This window comes from Bifidobacterium sp. ESL0790, assembly GCF_029395435.1.
GTDB lineage: Bacteria > Actinomycetota > Actinomycetes > Actinomycetales > Bifidobacteriaceae > Bifidobacterium.
Genome location: NZ_CP113915.1, coordinates 1,949,199 through 1,969,589 on the forward strand (window position 1 = coordinate 1,949,199; position 20,391 = coordinate 1,969,589).

Sequence of the window (20,391 nt, forward strand, 5' to 3'; positions counted from 1 at the left end):
CACTACCTACGTGGCAAAACAAAACGCAAAAAGGCCGCACCCCAAAGGGCACGACCTTTTCTTAAAAGCTACTGGCTCGGCTGTCTCACTCGGAGACGACGTCGACGACCTTGCGATCGCGGCGGACGCCGAACTTCACGTTGCCGTCGGACAGCGCGAACAGGGTGTGATCCTTGCCGGTGCCGACATTCTCGCCGGCGTGGAACTTGGTGCCACGCTGACGCACGATGATGTTGCCGGCGACGACAGGCTCGCCACCGAACTTCTTGACGCCGAGGTATTGCGCGCTCGAATCGCGACCGTTGCGGGAAGCGGATGCGCCCTTCTTATGTGCCATTGTCTTTTCCTTTCAGTCCTTGATTGCCGTTGCCGAAATCAGGCGATGTCCGTGATCTTGATGACGGAGAGCGGCTGACGATGGCCCTTGCGACGGGCGACACCGGTCTTGTTCTTGAACTTCTGAATGTTGATCTTCGGGCCCTTGGCCTCATCGTCAACGACCTCGGCCTTGACGGAGTGCTTGGCAAGATCCTTGGCGGCGAGCGTCACCTTGGCGCCGTCGACCACGAGCGCGACCGGGAACTCCACGGTATCGCCCTTCTTCGCATTGAGCCGGTTGACCAGGATGACGTCACCGACCTCGACCTTTTCCTGATGGCCACTGGCCTTCACAATCGCGTACATATTCCGTTCCTTGCTGTTTGAAAGCTAACCTGCCCAGCACGTTTGCGAGTCTCACAGCGAGTCTCATGGCCAGACACCAGTTTTTTAGAGTACACCGACCCTCGTACTTATGCAATTACGATATCCACATGCCGCAACCGGCCTTGCAGACGGCGCGAATGGCGCTCGGAGCAACGCGACACACTCGGAATAATATCGAGCCATACCCCGCAAAACCGCAACAAAACCGAAACGGCGTCATCGCAAACCGTCAGGTCCGCGATGACGCCGCCGAACGTCGCTGAAGTGTGCCGCCTCAGTCCTTCGCGTCCTTCGAATCATTGGATTCGTTGGTCGCGCTGGATTGGGTATCGCCCTTATCGGACTTGCCCGCGGACGACTCCTCGTCCTGATTCTCCGCGTTCTCCTCGTCGTTGGCCGCGACGGCCGCCGCCGCGATCTGCGCGAGCTTGGCCTTCACCGCCGGGCTCGAGCCCTTGGGCGCCTGCACCTCGGGAGCGGTGCCGTGGCCGTGCTTGTTGGTGTGCACGAACGGATCGCCGCCCTTCATGGCGTAGGGATCGGAGTAATCGGACGAGATCGTGGGCTCGTCGTGGAGGATGAAACCGCGACCCTTGCAGGTCGGGCACTCCTCGGAGAACGCCTCGACCAGGCCCTGGCCGATACGCTTGCGGGTCATCTGCACGAGGCCGAGCGAGGTGACCTCGGCCACCTGGTGCTTGGTGCGGTCGCGCGCGAGGCACTCGACCAAGCGGCGCAGCACGAGGTCGCGGTTGGCGGGCATCACCATGTCGACGTAATCGATCATGATCATGCCGCCGATGTCGCGCAGACGCAGCTGGCGGGCGATCTCTTCCGACGCCTCGAGATTGCAACGGGTGACCGTCTCCTCAAGAGACTTGCCCTTGCCGATGAACCGGCCGGTGTTGACGTCGATGGTGGTCATGGCCTCCGTGCGGTCGATGACGATCGAGCCGCCGCTCGGGAGGTAGACCTGACGCTCCATGCCCTTGCGCAGCTGGGAGTCGATCTGCCACTTGTCGAACACGTCCTTGCCCTGGTGCTCCTCGGGGTCCCACTTTTCAAGGCGGTCCTTCAAGTCGGGGGCCATGGTGTCGAGGTATTCCTCGATGCGCTCGTAGACCTTGTCGCCCTCGACGATCAGCTTGGAGAAGTCATCGTTGAAGATGTCGCGCACCACGCGGATGGCGACGTCCGGCTCGCCCTGCAGCAGCTTGGCGCGCTTGCCGTTGCGGTAAAGCTTGCGCTTGTCCTCGATCTTGGCCCACTGGCCCTTGAGGTTCTCGAGGTCCTTCTTCAGGGCCTCCTCGCTCGCGCCCTCGGCGGCGGTGCGGATGATGACGCCCATATCCTTCGGCGCGATCTTGGAGACGATGGACTTCAGACGCCCACGCTCGCGCTCCGGCAGCTTGCGGCTCACGCCGGTCATGCCGCCCGAAGGCACCAACACGAGGAAGCGGCCGGCCAAGGTGACCTGCGAGGTAAGGCGCGCGCCCTTGTGGCCAATCGGGTCCTTGGTGACCTGCACCAGAACCGGGTCGCCAGACTTGAACGCCAGCTCGATGCGGCGCGGACGGCCTTCGAGACGGGTGGCGTCCCAGTTGACCTCGCCGGCGTAGAGCACGCCGTTGCGGGGCTGGCCGATGTCGACGAACGCGGCCTCCATGCTGGGCAGCACATTTTGCACGCGGCCCAGATAGATGTTGCCGACGGTGGCGACCTCCTGGATGTCGGAGACGTAATGCTCCACGAGCACGTTGTCCTCAATCACGGAGATCTGGGTGTGCTGGCCACGCTCGCGCACGACCATCAGACGCTCGACGTTCTCGCGACGGGCGAGGAAACTCTGCTCCATGAGCTGGTTCTGACGCCCGCGCTCACGGCGATTGTCGCGGCGGCGCTGCTTCTTGGCCTCAAGACGTGTGGAGCCGGCGATATCGGTGATCTCGTCGATGTACTGCTGCTTGCGCGAACGGCCCTGCGAGCGGGATTCACGCGATTCGCCCTCGTCGTCCTTACCTCCGCGGCGACGGTGGCGGCGACGGGTCATCGGCTGCTCTTCGCTCTCGTCCTCGCGGTCGCGGCGACGACGGCGACGGGTTTCGGAGCGTGAATCCTTTTCCTGGCTATCGCGTTCGTCGCGCTCCTGGCGATCCTCGCGGTCCTGGCGCGAACGACGACGCTTCGACGACTTGCCCTCACGCTCATCGTCATCACGATCGTTGCGCTCGTCACGGCTTTCGCGGCCCTCACGCCCACGCTCGCGACGAGAGTCCTTCTCCCCGCCCCTGCGGCGACGGCGCGAACGGGTGGACGACTGCTCGTCATCCTCGAAATCGGTTATCGGACGATAGGTGATGTCGTCATCCTCGAGGTCCTCCTCGATCTGCTCCACCTCGTCGGCGGCGTGGCGCTCCTCGGCGTTGAGCCGGCGGGAACGGCGGCGGTGCGGTTCCTGCTCGAAGTCTTCGATATCCTCGAACTCATAGTCGTCGGAACGCTCATCATCGCGGCGATGGCCACGGCCACGACGGCGCGAACGGGTCTCACGCTCATCGTCGTCGTAACGATCATCACGGCTGTCGCGATTATCGCGTTCCTCACGGCCCTCACGTTCCTCACCGGAACGGCCACGACGCGAACGGGCCCTGCGGGACGAATGAGCCGAGCCGCGACGGGACGAACGCTCGTCGTCCTCATCATCGCCGTCGTCACCGTCGCCCGAACCTGAGGCCGGCAGCACCGGCTCCTGGAACAGCAGCGACGTCATCGGACGCGCGCCATGGCCCCTTGAATGGCCGTTTTCGCTCGATTCATCGGCCGCGGCATGAGTACGCCTGCGGGGCGAATCGTCTTCAGCATCGTCGCGGCTTGCGACGGAACGGGACCGAGTGCCACGCGTGGCGGTGCCGCCACGCGAGCCCGTGCTGCGACGGGTACGGCTGGAGGATGCCGAGGAACCGGAACGCTCCTCATCCTCGTTGCGTTCTTCGTCACGTTCCTCATCGTCACCCTCATACGAACGCGAACGCGCGCGGGTACGGGAGGAACTGGTGCCGGCGCCGGCACCAGTGGATTTGCGGCTGCGAGACGAAGCGGCGGAACCGGTCTTGCGGCTTCCCGCGCTTCGCGTTGTGGCTTTGTCGTCTTCGGAATCCAAAGCCCGCTGGGAAGCGGCGCTGGCCTTGGCCTCGCGCTCCTCCACCTTCAACGCGAGGGCCGCGCCGGCGGCACCTGCGCCACGGACCACGCGCCTGCCACCACGACGGCGGCGGGTGGTTGAGCCCTCTGCGGATGATTCGGATGATGAATTGTTATTATCGTTGGCTGATGCCATGGAATCGATGTCCTCGACCCCATCATGCTTTGCTCTGGGCACGATGCTCCTTGCGACACGCTGCAATCGCGTCGTCGTTTCCGGCCGCCCACGGTGGCTCACGCCGCGCTCTCACCGCAGCCACGCAACAATTGCGCCCGTAGACAGCATCCTAAAAGTCATTCTTGCTGACGGCGGACACCGGCGCTCACGAATCGACGTGTGAGGGGATCAACGCCATCAGATCTCAGTAACTTGCAGAATTACCTGAATTCATTATACCCCACCAACAACCCAGCGAATCTGGGGCGCGGAAAACGGACGGCATCGGCGCAAAATCATCACCGATGAATGATGAGCGAGGGTGGGTGGCCACCTTCTAGGCGACGGAAGCCGGACGGATGCCTAATATTTAAGGACCGAATCATTCCATATCCGAACGCACCGGAAACCGAAACATTCAAGTATCGAAAAAAATACCAACGCATCTAACAAATGCAAACGACGCACGATTGAAGCGATGAGCGATAATGACGCTGCGCAACCGGCTCGTCGTTCTCACCACTCCCATCACTTAGGCGCGCAGCCACTCCTCGAGGATGCCGGCCATCAGCGTCAGGTCGCTTTCCGGCAGCTGCTCGTCGGCTTTGTGCGCCAGCAGCGGCGAGCCGGCGCCGAGGTTGACGGCCGGAACACCGATCGCGGAGAAGCGCGCCACGTCGGTCCATCCGAGCTTCGCCAGCGGCTTGCGTCCGGTCTTGCGCTCCACAAGCCGAGCCAACGACACCGCGAGCGGCGCATCCATGCCGGGCCTCGCAGAGGGCGATTCGTCCTTCATCTCGATGTCGAAGCCCTCGAACATGCCGCCAGTCGCCTTGTGCTCGCCGTTTCCAAGCTCGGCTCCAGCGTCCGCGCCAATCATGAGCGCCTTGGCTTCGGGCAGGTTCTTGTCGGGGGCGAAGCGGTAGTTGACGTGCACGCGGCACTCGTCGGGGATGACGTTGGTGCCCTTGCCTCCGGAAATCAAGGTGGCGTTGACGCCTTCGCGGTAGACCAGGCCATCAACGGTGACGTCCTTGGGCTCGTAGGCGGCCAGGCGGTCGAGGATGCCGGCGGCCTTGTGGATGGCATTGACGCCCATCCAGGCGCGGGCCGAGTGCGCGGCGACGCCGTGGGTGATGACGTCGAAGCGCATGGTGCCGTTGCAGCCACCCTCAATGCCGCAATCCGTGGGCTCGCCGATGATGGCGAAATCGCCCTGGATCCACTCGGGGTGCGCGGCGGCGACCTTGCCCAGGCCGTTCTTCTCGGCGACGACCTCCTCATGATCGTAGAAAACGTAGGTGAGGTCGTATTGCGGATCCGTGAGCGTGGCGGCGAGATAGAGCATCACCGCGTCGCTGGCCTTCATATCGGTGGCTCCGCGGCCGAACATCACGCGTTCGCCAGGGTGTTTGCTGGCCACGTCCTCTCGAATACGCGGATCGCCAGGCTCGAGCCAGACCGGCGGGAAGTTGTCGATGATCGGCACGGTGTCGAGATGGCCGGCGAGCACGACGCGCTTGGAACGGCCGAGGTTCGTGGAGGCGACGATGGTATCGCCCAGCCGATGGACGGTGAGGTGTGCGAAACCACGCAGGAACGCCTCGACCTGGTCGGCGAGCGCCGTCTCCTCGTCGCTGACGGAACGCACCTCCATCAACCCCCCGAACAATCCCTCCAGCGCGGCCTTGCGCGAGGCCCCTTGCTTCATAGTCAGACTCATGCCTCCATGGTATCGAACGAACGCCGCTCGCCAGCCGCCACGTCCACACTCGTCGCTTGCCGTCGGCTATATCCATGCCGCGATTCAGTTCCTACGGTAGAAGTCGAACAGTAATCCGACGAAATTCATCCGTCTCCTACTGTCGAGGAAAACGGCAGATCCCGGACAATATAATCCGTGCTCAGCCAACCCTCCTCGAAGACGCTAGCGAGGTGCGAAACCGCACCCGCCCCAGCTGCGCGACATGATATGAGACCACTCTTCACAAATGTGGGATGACGGGGCACTATATTGTGTGGAGCGGGATTTATATCGCCCGCTTAAGGGAGAATTCATGGGTTTGCTGAACGCGATGCAAGGCTTCGTCGTGATCGCCGTCATCATCGGCACCGGCTACGTCGCCGCGCGCTTCAACATCGGCGGCCCGACCGCGCAGATGGTTCTGAACCGCTACGCCTTCTTCGTCACCAACCCGTTCCTCATGTTCGCTATCCTCTCCAAAGAGCCGATCATGGAGATCTTCCACCCCTCGATCTTCGTCGCGTTCTTCTCCGCGCTGGCCGTGGGCGTGCTCTTCCTGATCCTCAACAAGATCTTCTTCCATATGGGCCCGGCGGACGCGACGGTGGGCGCGCTCAACTCGCTCTACCTCAACTCCAACAACATCGGCCTGCCCATCGCCACCTACATTCTCGGCAACCCCGCGCTCGTGGCGCCGATTCTGGTGATGCAGCAGGCGATTTTCACGCCCATCGCGCTGACGGTTTTGGACTACACGACCACCGGCAAGATGTCGGTGAAGAAGGCGCTGATGCAGCCGTTGCACCAGCCGCTGCTCATCGGCTCGCTGGGCGGAATCCTCGTCTCGGCCATCACCGCGTGGATTGGCTTCTACCCCATCCCGAAGTTCATCTTCGACCCGGTCAACATGATCGGGCAGGCGGCGGTGCCGATGATCCTCATGGCGTTCGGCATGTCGCTGCACGGCACCAAGCCGATGCAAAACAAGCGCTCGCGCTCGGCCGTCATCGCGGTCACGATCTTGAAGAACATCGTGATGCCGCTGATCGCGTTCCTCATCGCGTTCTTCATCATGGGCTTCCGCGGCAAGGTGCTCTACGCCTGCGTGGTGCTCGCCGCGCTGCCCGCCGGCCAGAACGTCTACAATTACGCGGCCCGCTACAACGTCGGCATGGCGTTCGCGCGTGACGGCGTGCTGATCTCGACGGTCTCCAGCCCCATCGTCATCGCCATCATCGCAGCGTTCTTGAGTTAGTGGAGTTACAAAAGTCGAAGATACAAATCATGAATCGGCTTGATTCCGCCAATTTGTGTTTCGTATCTTCGACTTTTGTAACTTGCACCCTCGCACTTTAGGCCAGATAGATTTCTACAATCGTTGATATTTCGCCGATTACCTATTTCTATCTGGTCTAAAGTGCGAGCGGCCTTCCCTTATCGACCCGAATATTGACGAGCCAAGTCGCCCAACCGCTCGACGAAACGCGGCCAATCGGCGTTCATCGCCGTCAGCAGCTTGCGGTGGGGCACCTCATCGATCGGAATCCAGGCGATCTCCATGCTCTCGTCGTCATTGGGATGCGGATTGACCGTGTGGCCCGGCTTCTCGAAGGCGAAGACCGTGGTGTAGGCCCAGGGGCCGTGCTCCTCGCGGTGCGTGCCGACCACCTCGATGTCCTCCGGGGTGATGTTGGCCTCTTCGTAGCTTTCACGCAGGGCGCCCTCGATCGGGCTTTCGCCATCCGCGAGCGCGCCGCCGGGGATGCCCCAGGTGCCGCCTTCCGCGCTCCACATCGCGCGGTGCTGCATTACGACATCGGTGACCTCACCGGTCGTTTCATCCCGCCGGGCGAGCAGCACACCGGCGGCCCCGTTGAGACCCCAGTGGCGACGGCCGCAGGCGCACTGCACCCAACCGTCGCCCGGTTGGTGGACGTTGTCTTTGGGCGGGACGATCGACGCGGCCTGTGCTTCGGCGGAAGCCTTGGCATCACTGGCAGAGCCGGCATTTGCGCTATTCGAAACGGCTGCCGCTTCCATCCTTTCCATCTTCGCCGCCGCGACCTTGCCAAGGCCGACGTTCCACAAATCGGTCCATGCGACGCCCATCTTCTCGACCATGCGGCGCAGCAACGGCAGGCTCAGGCCGAGCACGCCGCTCGGATCGCCGTCAACGCCGTCGATGAACGCGCCACCAAGACCTTCCAGCGTGAAGCATCCCGCCACTTCCAGCGGCTCGCCCGACGCGATGTAGGCCTCGATGTCACGGTCGGAATAATCGCCGAAACGCACCGTCGCATGGCTTGAGGCAAGCTCCTGACGGCCCGTCGCGAAATCGATGAGGCAGTGGCCGGTCCACAGCTCCCCTGACTTGCAGCGCATGGCGCGAAGGCGTTCGCGCGCGATTTCCGAGGTATGCGGCTTGCCCAACGCCTCGCCCTCGAAGAGGAACATGGAATCGCAACCGACAATCAACGGTCCGACTTCCGCGGCAGCGAAGCCCGGATGATCCGCCAGAGCCTGATCCATCGGTTCGGCGACGACGGGCACGGAGACACCCGAAAAGTCGCGGGTTAGCGTCGAATGGTGGTCGTAGGTTTCCTCGGCATACTTGCCGGTGGTGAAGCTGGTGGAACTGTCGTTATCCATCTTCCCGGCATTGCCGCCAGCTTCGGCCTTCGAAGTCCCCTCGGCCTCAAGCGGGTAAGCGGTGACCTGTTCGCCGCTGGCACCCTGGGACGCCTCGGCGACCTGACGATACGCCTGATACACGCTCCGCGCCTTGGCCTGCGCCAAAATCATCACGCGCTGCTCGCAGCTCAAATCCTCGACTGCGACGCCACGTGCCTCTGCCTCTGCAGCGACGGCGGCCGGCTCATCCACATGCGAGACGTGAATGGTCGGGCTGATGCCGGCGGCATTGAGCACGTTGCGTCGTGACGGCGACTGCGAGGCGAGAATCAGCGGAACAGACATAACACTCCAAACATACGAAAGGCCAGATGAATCGATCGATTACTGGCAACACATTCAAAACGAGGCTCTTCCCCCATGCTACCTACTTTTCATCGACGGGCAAGACTCAATCTCGCCGCAATCGGCCTTCGCCGTCCCCCACTGTCTTCCAACTCACAAATTCGCTTTTGCCATGCAAAACCATCGTTGACATTCACAAGCTCTGAAGCTGGAAGCAACGCGAAATCGAAAACGCCAAAACAGACGGGGATGCTGAAGATCAGAGTCAGAGGGAAACCTGGACACCGTCGGGGCTCACGGGGAGGTGGAGGACGCGCCAGTGGGAGCCGGACAGCTCCTCGGAGGCAATCTTGTCGATTAGGGCGGAGGCGTCGCCGTAGTGGAGCACAAGCACGCAAGGGCCGGCGCCCGAGACGGCGGCGGCGAATCCCTTGGCGCGCAGCTTCTCGATAAGCGACCACGATGGCGCCATCAGAGCCTTGCGATAGGGCTGGTGCAGACGGTCCTGCGTGGCGGCGAAAAGCAGTGAGTTCGAACGGGAGGCAAGCGCGGAGAACGTTTTCGCGCTATCTCGCAAATCTGAGATAAGACTTGAAAGCGGCCCCGCGGCAGAGCGGTCGGAAACATTTTGGCTGGCACCTGCGCCCGCATCCGAATCCGCACGCAGGCGAGGATTCATCGCCTCGGGCAGCAGCGCGACACGGGAGACGTTGAAAATGGCGTCCTTATACGGCACCGAAGCGGGCAACGCCTGACGCGCGCGCTCGGTGGAAAGCTCGTAATCGGGCACGAAAACCGTGGCGGTCATCGCTGGGTCGACCGGATAGTTGACCGTATGGAAGCCCTTCTGCAGGGGCTGCCCGTCAGGAATCGCGACGGATCCGACGCCCTCGCTGGTCTCGAAATTCCACGAGGCCGTCAAGCCGCCGAACACCGCGGGCGCGACGTTGTCGGGATGGCCTTCGATCGACGCCGCCATCTGGAAAATCGCCTCGCGGTCAAGCTCGTTGTTGCCTTGCGCGAAAGCCCAGGCGGCCGCGATGCCGGAGACGATGGCCTCGGCCGATGAGCCCATTCCCCGGGCCTGCGGGATGTTGTTGTGAGCCTCAAGCGTGAAACCGAACCGGCGCAATCCCAAGGCCTGGCAAGCGCGACGGAAGGTGGAGACCACCAGATGGGTCTCGTCGCGGGGCAGTGAATCCTCGCCTTCGCCGTGGATGATGACGCGCGCGGCGGTGTCGCTCGCGCCGTCGTTTTCGCCATCGACATCCGCCGAACCGTTTGTTGCCACATCATTCGCGGTGAACGTGAGCTCGTCGTGGAAATCGAGCGCGAGGCCGACGGTGTCGAAACCCGATCCGAGATTCGCGCTCGTCGCAGGCACGCGCACCTTCACAACCTTCGCCTTCGCAGCCATTCCAGCCATATTCACCTCGTCTGTCGTCTGATGAGCACCATGATACGGCATCCCTCAACACCCATTTAAGCCGATTTCAACGCTCCGCAACCGCGAGTAACCATTAAGTGGGTGCTTTGTGGGTTAAGTAGGTGCCTATTCTCGGAATCGCTTCTCAAGAATGGCACAATATCGGTGGCTCTGGCCCCAGTATCTTCCAGAGAGGCACCCACTTAACGCCAAAAGCACCTACTTAACCCAAAACCAACGATTCCAAATCCAAAAATGCAGCGGAATACTGGTTCAGCCACCCATCAGAACGTTCAGTTCCGGACATAGAGGCGAAATCGACTATTGTCCAGCAACGCAGGAATCTGAAAGCTCCAACGTCGACGACAACGCCGTCCGTGCTCCCCCGCTCACATCACACGGAGAATCGAGGGGTTGTCCATCACGAAGCTGAACTGGCAGACCTCGTCGACGCACTTGCGCAACGTGATCTCGTCGCACAGATGGGTGACCAAGCGCAGAATCTGCAGCTCGCCCGAATAGCCCGGGTTGTGCGGCGTGGGCTTGAGGTCTTGGTTGATGCCGTTGATCGAGACGCCGTAGTCCGCGAACTTCTTCGAGATCGCCGCGAGGATGCCGGGCCTGTCGCAGATGCGGAAGCACACGGCGAACACGGCGCGCGAGGCGCTCAGCGGGGCCTTGGGCAGATTGTTGTAAAGCGGAATCTGCGGGCCGACGGAGCCACCGGCGATATGGCGGGCCTCGGTGACGATGTCGCCCAGCACGGCCGAGGCGGTGGGCGCGCCACCGGCACCAGGACCGTAGAACATCAGGTCATCGGCGGCTTCCGCGTGCACGAACGCGGCGTTGAAGCTGCCGTGCACGCTCGCCAGCGGATGCCCCTCGGGAATCAGCGCCGGGTAGACGCGCGCGGAGACGCCGTTCTCGCCGTTCTCGACCACGGAAAGCAGCTTGACCACCTTGTGCTCGGCCGCGGCCGCCGCGATGTCGTCGGCGGTGACCTTGGTGATGCCCTCGACGGCGACGTCATCGATGCTCACGGGTGTGTGGAACGCGAGGGTGGCCACGATCGCCGCCTTGTTGGCCGCGTCCTCGCCCTCGATGTCGCCGGTCGGGTCGGCCTCGGCGTAGCCCTTGGCCTGCGCGTCCTTGAGCGCCACGTCGAAATCGAGGCCCTTGGTGGTCATCTCGTCGAGGATGTAGTTGGTGGTGCCGTTGAGAATGCCGATCACGCTGGTGACGGTGTCGCCGGCCAGCGACTCGCGCAACGGGCGGACCAGCGGAATCGCGCCGGCCACGGCGGCCTCGAAGTAGAGATCGACGTTGTTGTTCTCAGCCGCGCGATAAAGCTCGGTGCCGTGCTTGGCAAGCAGCGCCTTGTTGGCCGTGACCACGGAGGATCCGTTGTTGAGCGCCTCCAGCACAAGCGTGCGTGCGGGCTCGATACCGCCGATGAGCTCGACGACGATGTCCGCGTTTCGGGCGACGGATTCGGTGTCTTCGGTCAGCAGGCTCTTGTCGATCCACGGGAAATCGACATTTTCGGGGTGGCGGCAGGCGATGCCGGTGATCTTCAAGCGACGACCGATGCGCTGCGACAACTCTTCACCTTGCTCGACCAACAGCCGTGCGGTCTGCGAGCCGACGGTTCCAGCGCCCAACAAGCCGACGCGAATCGGATTTGTGTTGCCTTCGCCTGCTTTTGCGCCATTATCGTCGCGTCGCGCCTGAGAAAAATCCTCCGTCTGCCCCATGATTGCTCCTACCTATTCGAACGTTCCCGCTGCATTTCCGCATTGCTACGTTTCCGCATTGCCACAATACCGCAATATTGCATTACCCAGTGCATCAATCCTAAAAAAACAAATCCGACAGGCGTGTGCAAGCCACCTCACCGACCCGCCGCCATACGCCCTCACTACTCCCCAATGTGCGTTTTCTATCGCTGACTTGAATTCAACGATAGAAAACACATATGAGTGGACAAAAACTATCGGTGACACGAGCTCAGCGATAGTTTTCGTACTGTCCCGTAGTACGTGGCCTGGTCACTAGATGGCCGACGCGGCGCTCAGCTGACGTCCAGGGCGAGGAGGTCGTTGATGGTCTGGCGGCGCATCATCACATGGGCATCCTGCTCGCTGACGGCTACCACCGCCGGAATCAACGCCTGGTTGTAGTTGCTGGCCATGGTGCGGCCGTAGGCGCCGGTGACCGGGACGGCGAGGATGTCGCCACGATGAACGTCGCTCGGCAGAAGGCATTCGCGCACGATGATGTCGCCGGATTCGCAGTGCTTGCCGACCACGCGGGCGAGTATGGTCTCGGTGCCGTCGGCCATCTTGCCCTCGCCATCGATGTCGCCGCCACGGTCGCGGTTGGCGAGCAGCGCCGTGTAGTCCGCGCCGTAGAGCGCCGGGCGGATGTTGTCGCTCATGCCGCCATCGACCGAAACGTAGGTGCGCTCCGAGATGGGGTTGCCGGCCTCGTCTTTGGTACCTTCGGGCAGCGCGATGTGCTTGACCGTGCCGACCCGGTAAAGCGTGACGCCCGCAGGGGCGACGATCCAGCGGCCGGGCTCGAAGGAGATGACCGGCGCGGGCATGCCCAGCGCCTTGTTGATGGTGGCGACGGCATCGGACAGGCGGCCGAGCTCTGCATCGATGTCCATGGAATCCTCGGCATCGGTATAACCCACGGAATAGCCGCCACCCAGATCGACCTCGGGCATCGTGTAGGCGTCGGTGGCATAGAAGGTCTTGCGCAGGAGCATCATGCGCCGCGCGGCCTCGATGAAGGAGTTGGCGTCATGGATCTGCGAGCCGATATGCGAGTGGATGCCGACCAGCTCCAGGTCTTCCTGACGATGATAGATGTCTTTGAGCACCGCGAGCGCCGGCCCGTCCGCCACGGCGTTCATGGCCTCGGCCAGTTCACGTTCCTCATCGGAAACCTTGACATGGCTGATGTCATAGGGATATTTGACGGAGTAATCAAGTTTAGATTCGTCCGAAGTCTCTGCTGAAGCGGAAGACGCGTCCACGGAATCGCCATTGGTATCGGCATTGCCGAGCTTGCCCAGAATATCAAGGATTCCCGGCCTTACGCCCGCAGGGAGCAGCGGCACGCCGAATTTCTGGTCCTCGTGCGCCGTGGAGATGTATTCGTGGCCGCCGGCGTGGATGCCGGAGGTGACGCGGACCATCACCTTGGCGCGCTTGCCGAGACGATGCGCGATGGCTGCTATACGCTCTGGCTCATCGGGCGAGTCGACCACGATCTTGGCGAATCCCTCGCGGATGGCCAGCTCGATCTCCTCGTCGGACTTGTTGTTGCCGTGCAGCACCAGCCTGCGCCCCGGCACCCCGGCGGCGAGCGCGATGCGAATCTCGCCCATCGAGCAGGTGTCGATTGACATGCCTGCTTCGGTGACGATGCGCACGACCTCCTTGGAGAGGAACGCCTTGCCTGCGAAGCTCACGTGGGTGGTGTTGGTGTTGAAGGCGTCGGCCGCGGAACGGACAAAGCGTTTCGCGCGCGCACGCACCTCATCGGTATCGATCAGGTAGAGCGGCGAGCCGAACTCGCCCAGCAACGAGGACGCGCTGTGCCCATGGAACGTCAGTTCGCCCTTGTCGTTGAAGGCCGTCGCCTCCGGCCAAATCGAAGTGATACCCATATATTCCGTCCCCTTTATCGTCCCTCACGGTATTGTTAAGCTGCATTCAACGATAGCGAATCGATATGAAAACGCCGAAACCATCTCAATTTGACGGTTTGCTTATGGACGTCGGGCAAAACCTGCCCGAAAGCGCAACATATCGCGCAAACCGACTGCGGAAATTCAACCCTTGCAAATCTGCATGGCGACGCCATCCTGCATGATCTTGAACCCATGCTGCTCGTAGAATGACGCGTTCTTGCTTTCTTCGGGCATGACCTCGATGTAGAAGTAATCGGCATAACGCCGCTTGACCATCTCGACCATATGACCGGCGATTCCCCGCCCCTGATATTCGGGGTCGACCAAGACGTAATGCATATAAGCCATCATCGAGGTGTCGTCCAGCACACGCGCCAACCCGACAAGCCGGTCGCCGTCCCACGCGGAAAAGACCGTCGAGGAACCCATCAGGGCCTTATACAGTTGTTCGGGATATTTTGCGGAAACCCAGCCGACGGAAAGGAAAAGACGCTCGGCCTGATCCTGTGTGAAACATTTGTCGTCCGTGAACCTGATGCTTTCGTCTACCATGTTTCCCTGCTTCTCTTCTCTCGTTTAATCCCTACGTATTCAGGCTATCTGACGCATAAAAAATCGGCCACGTCATTTCATAATGAAAGACGCGACCGATTTACTATTCGCTATTTGCTACAGATTTCGCTCTCACATCTTGTCGGGAGCGGTGACGCCCAGCATGTCGAGGCCGGAGGCGATGACCTGCTGCACGGCGTCGTTAAGCTTGAGACGCGCGGCGGCGCGGGCCGGTTCCGGGTTCTTGGCGATGCGCAGGGCCTCACGCTCGGCCTCGCCCTTGGCTTCCTCGGCGTCGGTGAGGGCCATGGGCACCACGCGCTCGACGTTGTACCACTTGTGGTACGAGCCAGCGAGGGCCTCAAGATAGTGCGCGACCTTGTGCGGGGCACGCAGGTCGGCCGATTCGGCGACAATCGCGGGCCACTGGGCCAGCGAGGCGATGACCTCGCCGTCCACCTCGGTGTCGAGCAACGACATGTCGGCGTTGGCGGCGTCGATCTTGGCGGCGGCCGCGTTGCGGTCGACGTTGCAGCTGCGGGCGTGCGCGTACTGCACGTAGTACACCGGGTTCTCGTTGGTGTGGGAGGCCAGGAGGCCCAAGTCCACATCGATGCTGGTGTTGTAGTCGGTGCGGGCGAGCGAATAACGCGCGGCGTCCACGCCGACCGCGTCGACCAGGTCCTCGATGGTCACGACGTTGCCGGCGCGCTTCGACATACGCACGGCCTTGCCATCCTTCATCACGTTGACCATCTGGCCGATGAGAATCTGCATGTTGACGCCCGGGGTGTCGCCGAACGCGTCGCACACGGCCATCAGACGGCCGATGTAGCCGTGGTGGTCGGCGCCGAGCATGTAGATGGCGACATCCGCCGGAATGGAGGGGTCGCCGTCACGATGACGCTTGTTGTAGTAGTAGGCGATATCCGCCACGAAGTAGGTGTATTCGCCGTTGGACTTGATGATGACGCGGTCCTTGTCGTCACCATGCTTGGTGGAGGCGAACCAGGTGGCGCCATCCTTCTCGTAGATGTCGCCCTGCTGGCGCAGCTTGTCGATGTACTTCTCGATGGCGCCGTTCTGGTAGAGGCTGTTCTCGTGGAACCACACGTCGAAGTGGACACGGAAGTTGACCAGCGAATCCTGAATCTCGGTGAACATCATGGAGACACCGCGCGAACGGAACTCCTCGCGCTGCTCGGAATCGCCCTCGCCGAGCGACTCGCCGTTCTCGTCGACGCCGGCGCTCTCGCGCGGAAGCGACAACACGTCGACGCCGTCGGCCTTGGCCTCGTCGATCACACGCTGGGCGATCTCGTCGATGTACTTGCCCTTGTAGCCGTCGGAAGGCGTCGGCTCGTTGTGGGCGGCGGCAACCAGCGACTTGGCGAAGCGGTCGATCTGCGAACCGTGGTCGTTGAAGTAATACTCACGAATGACCTTGGCGCCGTTGGCCTCAAGCACGCGGCCCAGCGCGTCGCCGATCGCGGCCCAGCGCACGCCGCCGATGTGCAGCGGGCCGGTGGGGTTGGCGGAGACGAACTCGAGGTTGAGCACCTTGCCACCGAGGTGGTCGTTGGTGCCGTATTTCGCACCCTGCTCGAGGACGGTGTCGACCACGGCGGCGGCCGAGGCGGAGTCAAGGGTGATGTTGATGAAGCCAGGCCCGGCGACCTCGACGGAGGCGATGCCATCGGCGCCCGCGAGCTTGTCGGCGAAGGCCTGCGCGAAATCACGCGGCTTCATGCCGGCCTTCTTCGCCAGCTGCATGGCGATGTTGGAGGCCCAGTCGCCATGGGCACGGTCCTTGGGTCGCATGACGTTGAGCTTGTCGACGGACGGGATCATGTCCGCGGTCAATTGGCCGGCGGCACCTGCGTCTACCAGCTCATGGGCGGTTTTCGAAATAAGTTCACTTAAGGCTTCTGGATTCATAGGCCTTATAATACTATATCTCATAACCAATTAACGACCCGGCACACGCAGCCGTCCAGTATTCGACACCAAAACGCCCATACCACGCCGCGCCATCGAACCGGCCGGAAATTCGCCACATGGAACGCACTGTCACCAGAAAAACAAACCAGACACAGTTGGACTAGACCACCGAAGCCTTACACCATCGCCGCCATGTTCCATTCCTTGTATTTGCCAGTGACGACACCAGGGCCCCAATCCCAGAGCAGGAGCATGAACACCACACCGATGATCGGCTCCAGATCGATCTCAAGATGGACCGTCACGCCCAGAATCACGCCGACGGCGACGAACAGCACCACCGAGCCCAACAACACCCAAGACAGCACCCGCAGCAAACGATAATTCGCCGCAGACAGTCGCCTCACGCACTTGAACATGGCTACTGTATTGGCCAGCAGCAGCGCGCCCTGCGCCAGCAAAATAAGGCAACCGGGCAACTCCGAAGGCGACAGCCACACCATGCAGACCACCGCGGCGGCAATGGTTATCGCGGTGGCGACCACGCTCATCATGGCAAACGTATGCAGCAACCGGCGGTCAGGGCGATATCGATCGCCGGGTTCCGTGATGAACAAACCGTCTTCGGTCTCATCGCTGAAATGCAGCTCATCGCCTTTTCTGTCGGCATCGTGACCGTCATGCGGGCCTGTACCATCATCCGGGCCCGCGCCGTCGCCCTCATACCGGTATCCGTAAGTGGGCACCTCTATCTTTATGCGGTTCTCCGGGTCGTAGGGCGAACATTGCGGCTGACCGGTCAGAAACATGTCAATCGCCTGCTGGACGTCGCGCCCTCCACCGACACCAAGCTCCCAGGCGTATTCCTCGGCGCAACGCAGCGACCACGCCATGTCCGCCATAGCCTGCAGGGCTTCGGGATACGTCTGGTAAAAGCCGACATGGTACAGATTGTATTTTTCGCGGTAGTAGTAGACGAACCATTTTCCCTGGGATTGCGCGAGACCGACGTTCCGGCCCGAGCTTTTGGGCGGCCCGCAGGCGAAATTGTCCTCGCCGACGCAATCGGCGAGCGCTTGGGGAACCCTCCATTCCGGGATGTCGCAGGACGCGACGTTTCTCACCACTTCCGGACGGGTGAGCTGCGGGTTCTTCATTTCCAGCGCGAGAAAGAGCACCGCGCTCTGTGGCTTGTCGAAACTCGCCAACTCGGTGCTTTTATGGCCGTCGAGGCGGATTATCGTCCATTCGCCACGCCGTCCGTGAGAGACAAGTCGATAGGTCGCGGGAGCCGATGCGGACTGGCCGCCACCGTTTGGATGCCTTGGCTTCGTCCGCGGCGCTGCGTTGGCCGGTGTCGTGGGCAAGACTACAGAGGACAAAGACAGGGATGAAGGCGAACACTCGACCACACCGCCCTGGTCGGACACCTCGTAGCCCGTGACGGCGGCGACGGCCTTGAGCGCGCCCAGCCAATCACGTTTCGCGTTCACCGATTCCGGGACATTCAACGTCGCGGTATCGACGTTGCCAGCACCATAGTCAACCATGAAAACCACAATACTCTACCGTTGAATAGGTTTTAATAGACACAGCCGCATCGCTGATTTTGTGGGCCCGATGGGATTCGAACCCACGACCTTTTGCTCCGGAGGCAAACGCTCTATCCAGCTGAGCTACGGACCCAAACAACAGTGTTCAGTTTACACGGCCATGTGACTTCGCGACGCACACCCAAACAGGGGGTTTCAAAAGGCGACGCTTGGAAACAGTACGGTATCTTTTGGTAACCGCCCTGTTGGGTGTGCGTGGTCCGGTCTAAACTTGATGTATGTCCCCTGAAACGAACGACTTCGAATTCGACCGGCGGTTCTTCTGCCACGAAATGCCCGACGTCTATGACGACACGCCGACTCTGATCGTGCAGAGCTACTACGTTCACGCCGACAACTACGCGCTGCGCGTGCGGCTGGTGAGCCGGAAGACCCACATCGCCATGGACGCCGACACCGACGCGCACGAAGTGCTCGACCAGCACCGCGACGACTTCACCGAGGCCTCCGTGGCCATCAAGGGTCCGTCCGTGGGCGGCACGCGCTACGAGGCATCGCGGCCCATCGACGCCAACATCGCCGCGGAACTGATCAAGCGCGGCGGCGAAATCATCATCAAGAACCGCTTCGCCGCATGGATCGGCGAGGACGGCTGGGACATCGACGTCTTCGGCGGCGCGAACGCACCGCTGGTCATCGCCGAAGCCAAACGCTCGCGGCCGGTGACCAACCTCGTCATCCCCGACTTCTGCGTCACTGAGATCACCGATCAGGCGCGCTTCTCCAACGACGGGCTCGCCGGGCGTCCCTTCAGCACTTGGAGCGCCGACTTCGAGCGAGAGCTGGCGCAGACCGGTCCCCATTTCGAGCAGATTTACGGCCATAACCGCCACGAGTAAAACGGGCGAATCGGGACCGTTCTTTCCTCACTATCCGAGATATTCGGAAACTGATACCTGCTGCGTGACGACAGAAAACAGATGCATTCATATCAGATTTTGCTCGAATCATGCCGTCACTTGAATCCGACGGAAAACGGACGAAATCAAGCCGAATCACATCCGTCTTTCTACCGTCAACGAATGACGACGAATTATGGACATGAATCAGCAGATTATCGGGCGATTTGTGCCGTCGAAAATAAGCAACGGCAGATATCGGACATAATATTGCCAGATTCCGTCCAATTTCAGCTGTTGGTAAGCAGTAACGGCATATTTTGGATAGGAATCACGTGGATTCTGCCCGAAATATGCCGTCGAAAAGTCGAAGAAGAGTTAGCTCTGCGGCGGCGCGAAGCCTCAGTACATCAGCGTGGAGAGGCGACGACGGGCGGACTTGAGGCGCGGGTCATCGGGCTCGGGGATGGTGAAGTACTCAAGCAGACGCTTGCGAACCGGCTCGATGTCGGCCTTATGGCCAGCCGCCAGGTAATCCAGCAGGCGCGAGAAGGCGTCGTCGATCTGCCCGCCAATCATGTCGACATCGGCGACGGTGAGCTGCGCCTCCACGTCATCGGGCTTGTCGGCGGCGGCCTTGCGCGCGTCACGCACGTCCACATCGTCGGAACGGCCCAGCAGCAGCGCTTTCGAACGCTCGCGGGCGGCCAACGTGTCGTTGGGATTCGCCTCAAGCACCTTGGCGTAGGCCTCGGCGGCACCGGCGTAGTCACCATTGGCGGCGAGCTGGTGGGCCTCCTGATGCTCTGGAGGCACGGCGGAAGCGGCGGCGTCACCGTCACCAGCACCATCCGCGTCGGGATCGCCGGAATACGGCGCTTCGCCGGTCACACCCGACTGCTGCGCCAACTGCACGATCTGCGGCAGGAGCTCGTCGACGATCTGCTTCATCTCCTCATCGCCCGGCAACCCTTGCAGAATCGGCATCGGCCGCCCGCCGATCAGCGCAAACAGCGCCGGAGCGCCCTTGATCTGCAACGCCTGCGCGATCTCGGGCGCCTCGTTGATGTCGATGCGGGCGAGCTGCATCTTGCCCTTGAGCCCGTTGACCGCCTCGGCCAACTCGCGCGCCATTGGGAAAAGCCTGTCGTCGGTGGGAATCCAGAGCAACAGCAAGACCGGATAGGTGGCCGAAGTCTGCAACACGGCCTGGAACGTCGCCTCGGTGACGTCGATGACGTAACCACCAGCGGCCGGCGCGCCACCTGCCTGCCCCGGCTCGGCCTTGACCTGGTGCTTCAACGCGCTCAGATCGACCGCGCCCGCCAATGAGATACCCGGATTCGCCTGCGGCTTGTTCTCTGCCATCATGCCTCTTTCTTCGTGCATGCCTCTATCGCATGCTCAAACGATAATTCCCAACTTACCTGCGCCCCCACCCGCCAGCGAGCACTTCATCTTATGGCGGACCAGGCACGGTATCGTCCCAGCAAACTCGTTGCATTTGCGACGCAAACCAAGCCATCCGCGTCAC

Annotated in this window: 14 protein-coding genes and 1 tRNA gene; 2 read left to right on the forward strand and 13 right to left on the reverse strand. The window is 61.7% G+C overall.

The window, feature by feature from the left end:
- Positions 1–85: 85 nt before the first annotated feature.
- The 4 genes from rpmA to dapE all read right to left on the reverse strand — a co-directional run bounded on the left by rpmA (position 86) and on the right by dapE (position 5,774).
- A complete protein-coding gene (gene rpmA, locus OZY47_RS07445) occupies positions 86–337 on the reverse strand; it encodes a 50S ribosomal protein L27 (protein WP_277158715.1) in 252 nt (83 codons plus the stop codon).
- A gap of 38 nt (positions 338–375) precedes the next feature.
- Entirely contained in the window at positions 376–684 is a 309-nt protein-coding gene (gene rplU / locus OZY47_RS07450; protein ID WP_277177707.1) for a 50S ribosomal protein L21, read from the reverse strand.
- 295 nt (positions 685–979) lie between these two features.
- Positions 980–4,042 carry an Rne/Rng family ribonuclease gene (locus OZY47_RS07455; protein WP_277179221.1) on the reverse strand — a complete coding sequence of 1,021 codons (3,063 nt, stop codon included), beginning with the start codon at positions 4,040–4,042 and terminating at the stop codon, positions 980–982.
- Positions 4,043–4,595: 553 nt separating this feature from the next.
- Positions 4,596–5,774: a succinyl-diaminopimelate desuccinylase gene (gene dapE / locus OZY47_RS07460; protein WP_277179223.1), complete on the reverse strand. Its 1,179-nt coding sequence runs from the start codon at positions 5,772–5,774 to the stop codon at positions 4,596–4,598.
- Positions 5,775–6,120: 346 nt separating this feature from the next.
- On the opposite strand from dapE, the gene OZY47_RS07465 reads away from it, so the two are divergent.
- Complete coding sequence (locus OZY47_RS07465) at positions 6,121–7,062, forward strand: AEC family transporter (RefSeq protein WP_277177708.1); 942 nt, start codon at positions 6,121–6,123, stop codon at positions 7,060–7,062.
- 179 nt (positions 7,063–7,241) lie between these two features.
- Here OZY47_RS07465 and OZY47_RS07470 read toward each other — a convergent pair whose 3' ends face one another.
- The 8 genes from OZY47_RS07470 to OZY47_RS07505 form a co-directional block, all read right to left on the reverse strand.
- Positions 7,242–8,783 (reverse strand): Maf family protein, encoded by a 1,542-nt coding sequence (locus OZY47_RS07470; RefSeq protein ID WP_277177709.1) that lies wholly within the window; start codon positions 8,781–8,783, stop codon positions 7,242–7,244.
- Positions 8,784–9,048: 265 nt separating this feature from the next.
- A complete protein-coding gene (locus OZY47_RS07475) occupies positions 9,049–10,200 on the reverse strand; it encodes a homoserine kinase (protein WP_277179225.1) in 1,152 nt (383 codons plus the stop codon).
- Positions 10,201–10,598: 398 nt separating this feature from the next.
- Positions 10,599–11,963 carry a homoserine dehydrogenase gene (locus tag OZY47_RS07480; RefSeq protein WP_277177710.1) on the reverse strand — a complete coding sequence of 455 codons (1,365 nt, stop codon included), beginning with the start codon at positions 11,961–11,963 and terminating at the stop codon, positions 10,599–10,601.
- A gap of 317 nt (positions 11,964–12,280) precedes the next feature.
- Complete coding sequence (locus tag OZY47_RS07485; protein ID WP_277177712.1) at positions 12,281–13,888, reverse strand: diaminopimelate decarboxylase; 1,608 nt, start codon at positions 13,886–13,888, stop codon at positions 12,281–12,283.
- 165 nt (positions 13,889–14,053) lie between these two features.
- Positions 14,054–14,464 carry a GNAT family N-acetyltransferase gene (locus tag OZY47_RS07490; RefSeq protein WP_277177713.1) on the reverse strand — a complete coding sequence of 137 codons (411 nt, stop codon included), beginning with the start codon at positions 14,462–14,464 and terminating at the stop codon, positions 14,054–14,056.
- A 132-nt stretch (positions 14,465–14,596) separates the two neighbouring features.
- A complete protein-coding gene (argS, locus tag OZY47_RS07495) occupies positions 14,597–16,402 on the reverse strand; it encodes an arginine--tRNA ligase (protein ID WP_277177714.1) in 1,806 nt (601 codons plus the stop codon).
- Between the two features lie 179 nt (positions 16,403–16,581).
- The gene (locus OZY47_RS07500) at positions 16,582–17,955 is read right to left on the reverse strand and encodes a hypothetical protein (protein ID WP_277177715.1); all 1,374 of its coding nucleotides are present in this window, start codon (positions 17,953–17,955) and stop codon (positions 16,582–16,584) included.
- A gap of 62 nt (positions 17,956–18,017) precedes the next feature.
- A tRNA-Arg gene (locus tag OZY47_RS07505) sits at positions 18,018–18,091 on the reverse strand.
- A gap of 145 nt (positions 18,092–18,236) precedes the next feature.
- Between OZY47_RS07505 and OZY47_RS07510 the strand changes: the two genes are divergently transcribed.
- Entirely contained in the window at positions 18,237–18,857 is a 621-nt protein-coding gene (locus OZY47_RS07510) for a hypothetical protein (protein ID WP_277177717.1), read from the forward strand.
- 402 nt (positions 18,858–19,259) lie between these two features.
- On the opposite strand, the gene OZY47_RS07515 is transcribed toward OZY47_RS07510, so the two are convergent.
- Entirely contained in the window at positions 19,260–20,225 is a 966-nt protein-coding gene (locus OZY47_RS07515) for a tetratricopeptide repeat protein (protein ID WP_277179228.1), read from the reverse strand.
- Positions 20,226–20,391 lie beyond the last annotated feature (166 nt).